The organism is Spongiactinospora gelatinilytica (genome assembly GCF_003236385.1).
Classification (GTDB): domain Bacteria; phylum Actinomycetota; class Actinomycetes; order Streptosporangiales; family Streptosporangiaceae; genus Spongiactinospora; species Spongiactinospora gelatinilytica.
The window spans coordinates 1-2015 of the sequence record NZ_POUA01000660.1 but is presented as its reverse complement, the minus strand read 5'-3'; the positions used below and the strand labels follow the sequence as shown (position 1 = coordinate 2015).

3 protein-coding genes and 1 pseudogene are annotated in these 2015 nt (G+C 69.0%); 3 read left to right on the top strand and 1 reads right to left on the bottom strand.

Going from position 1 to position 2015, the window contains the following annotated elements:
• Window positions 1-151 precede the first annotated feature (151 nt).
• The 3 genes from C1I98_RS38345 (at window position 152) to C1I98_RS38335 (ending at window position 1377) form a co-directional block, all read left to right on the top strand.
• The gene (locus C1I98_RS38345) at window positions 152-388 is read left to right on the top strand and encodes a tetratricopeptide repeat protein (protein ID WP_111172119.1); all 237 of its coding nucleotides are present in this window, start codon (window positions 152-154) and stop codon (window positions 386-388) included.
• Between the two features lie 270 nt (window positions 389-658).
• Entirely contained in the window at window positions 659-925 is a 267-nt protein-coding gene (locus tag C1I98_RS38340; protein ID WP_146607910.1) for a pepsin/retropepsin-like aspartic protease family protein, read from the top strand.
• The gene (locus tag C1I98_RS38335; protein WP_158558390.1) at window positions 874-1377 is read left to right on the top strand and encodes a pepsin/retropepsin-like aspartic protease family protein; all 504 of its coding nucleotides are present in this window, start codon (window positions 874-876) and stop codon (window positions 1375-1377) included. Before C1I98_RS38340 ends, C1I98_RS38335 begins: the two co-directional genes overlap by 52 nt.
• A gap of 362 nt (window positions 1378-1739) precedes the next feature.
• On the opposite strand, the pseudogene C1I98_RS42320 reads toward C1I98_RS38335, so the two are convergent.
• Window positions 1740-2015, bottom strand: a pseudogene (locus tag C1I98_RS42320) (endonuclease); the annotation flags it as partial.

Here is a 2015-nt window from a genome sequence, read left to right as displayed (position 1 = left end):
CCCGGGGCATTCACCATCCGCCCCCACCAAGCCCCTAATCGTCTTCGCTCCGCTCAGCCGCCCTCTTCCATGTCGGGTTCCGCCCGACCCCGGTACCGCACCGTCGATGGCGGAGCATGGGACCGCTCGTTCGCTGTTGAGAGGAGCCGCCGTGCTGACCGGGACGGCCGCGACCGCGCCGCTGCTCGGGGGCGCGGCCACGGCGCACGCCGGCGCCAGTGGCGCGGACGCACTGTTCGAGGCCGGCAAGTTCGACCGGGCCGGCCGCGCCTACGAGGAGATTCTGAAAAAGGACCCCGGCAACGTGCACGCCGCGCGCCGGCGAGGCTATGTGGGACTCCTGGGAACAAGTTCCCCGACGCCGAGAAGTACCTCACGATGGCCCTGACCCTGGCGCCCGACGACAAGAAGACCAACCGGCTCCTGGCCGACTGCCACACCCGGCAGGACGAACTCTCCCCTTGCCGCACCCCGCTGGCAGGCAGCCGGTGAGGAAACCTATGCCGAGCAGTTCGCGGCGATCCGCGGCACGCCGTACCAGATCCACGGCGACGTCGCGCGGCTGCCATGGCTCCAGACGGACCCGTTTCCGCTGGTGGAAGCCTCGATTAACGGCGGACCGCTGAAGCGCTTCTCGTTCTACACTCACGTCGACGCGTTGGGCGTGTCTTCGAAGGTCGCCAAGGAGGCCGGGCTGAGGGCGGTGGCCAAGCAGAAGATCGAGGCCTTCGGCGACGTCATCTGGCTGTACTACGGGGTGCTGGACTCCTTCAAGCTGGGCGGCATCGAGCTGCGCAACATTCCCGTGGGGTGGTCGGAGCGGGAATCGGGTGGAGAGGTCGCCCCCGAAGCCCACGACGGCATGATCGGTACGTGGGTCTTCTACCACTTCCTGTCCACTTCGACTACGCGGGCCGGTCGCTGATCCTGCGCCGCCGCACCCCCGAAACGGCCCAGAGGGCCTGCGCCGACGCCGCCCGCACGGGTGTCAAGCCGCTGCCGTTGTGGCTGGCCGGTGGGCACATGCTTTACACCGAGGGCAGTGTCGCCGACGTCGCCGGCCCCAAAACGGGGGTGGTGTCCCTGAACATCGGCGGAACCGGTGAACAGGTCGCGGGCATCTCCGAGGAAACGGCCAAGCAGTTGGGGGTCCGCATCGACTACGACCGCCCATTCGCGTCCTTTGCCGCAGGCCAGCCCGTCGAAGGCTACCCCTGCTACCCAAAGGAGATCCGCCTCGGCGGCGTCACCGCCAAGGGCGTCTACTGCTACGCGGGGGGCAAGAACACGCTCGGCGGCGAAGGCTTCTACAGCTGGCCGGCTTCGACCACGCCTTCCACAAGCCCAACAACATCACTCTCGATTTCACCGACATGAACGCCTACATCGCCCGCGGCAAGGCCGCCTGACCACCGCCACCTGCGGGCACTGCCGACACCTACGGTAGAGGGGTGAGGGCGGACCAGGCGCTCTTGTCCCGTCGCTCCATGCCGCGCCCGAGAGTGTCCTTCGGGCACAGGGACCGGCCACGTACGGCGAGGCGGCGGATACCACGGCATGTACCGTGACACGCCCCAGACGAACAGAGCCGTGCTCCCACCACCCAGCGCCCAGCCCTCCCCAAAGATCAGCGAGCGAGCGACCCGGCACCGGCGTCGGGCGAAGCCCGACATGAAAGCACACGGCTGAGCGTAGCGAAGGCCATTAGGTGCGCGAAGCGTTGCCCCCGCTGGCGACGGTCAGGTGTCCGCTTTGCGGGCGAGTTTGGTGTCGCGGGAGATGCGGACCAGGGCCGCCGCCAGGTGGGCGAGGTCGTCCGGCTTGGTGAGGCGGGCGAGTTTGCCCGGGTCGCGCGGCAGACGCACGCGCCCTGCGCCCGACAGGGCCCGCTTGTCGAAGTACGGCCGCAGCCACGGCCACACCTCCTGGGCCTCGCGGCAGAAGATGTCCGCCCCCGTCTCCCCGATGCCCTTGAACCGCTGAAGCGCCTGCCGCAGCCGCTTCGGGTCCCGGCC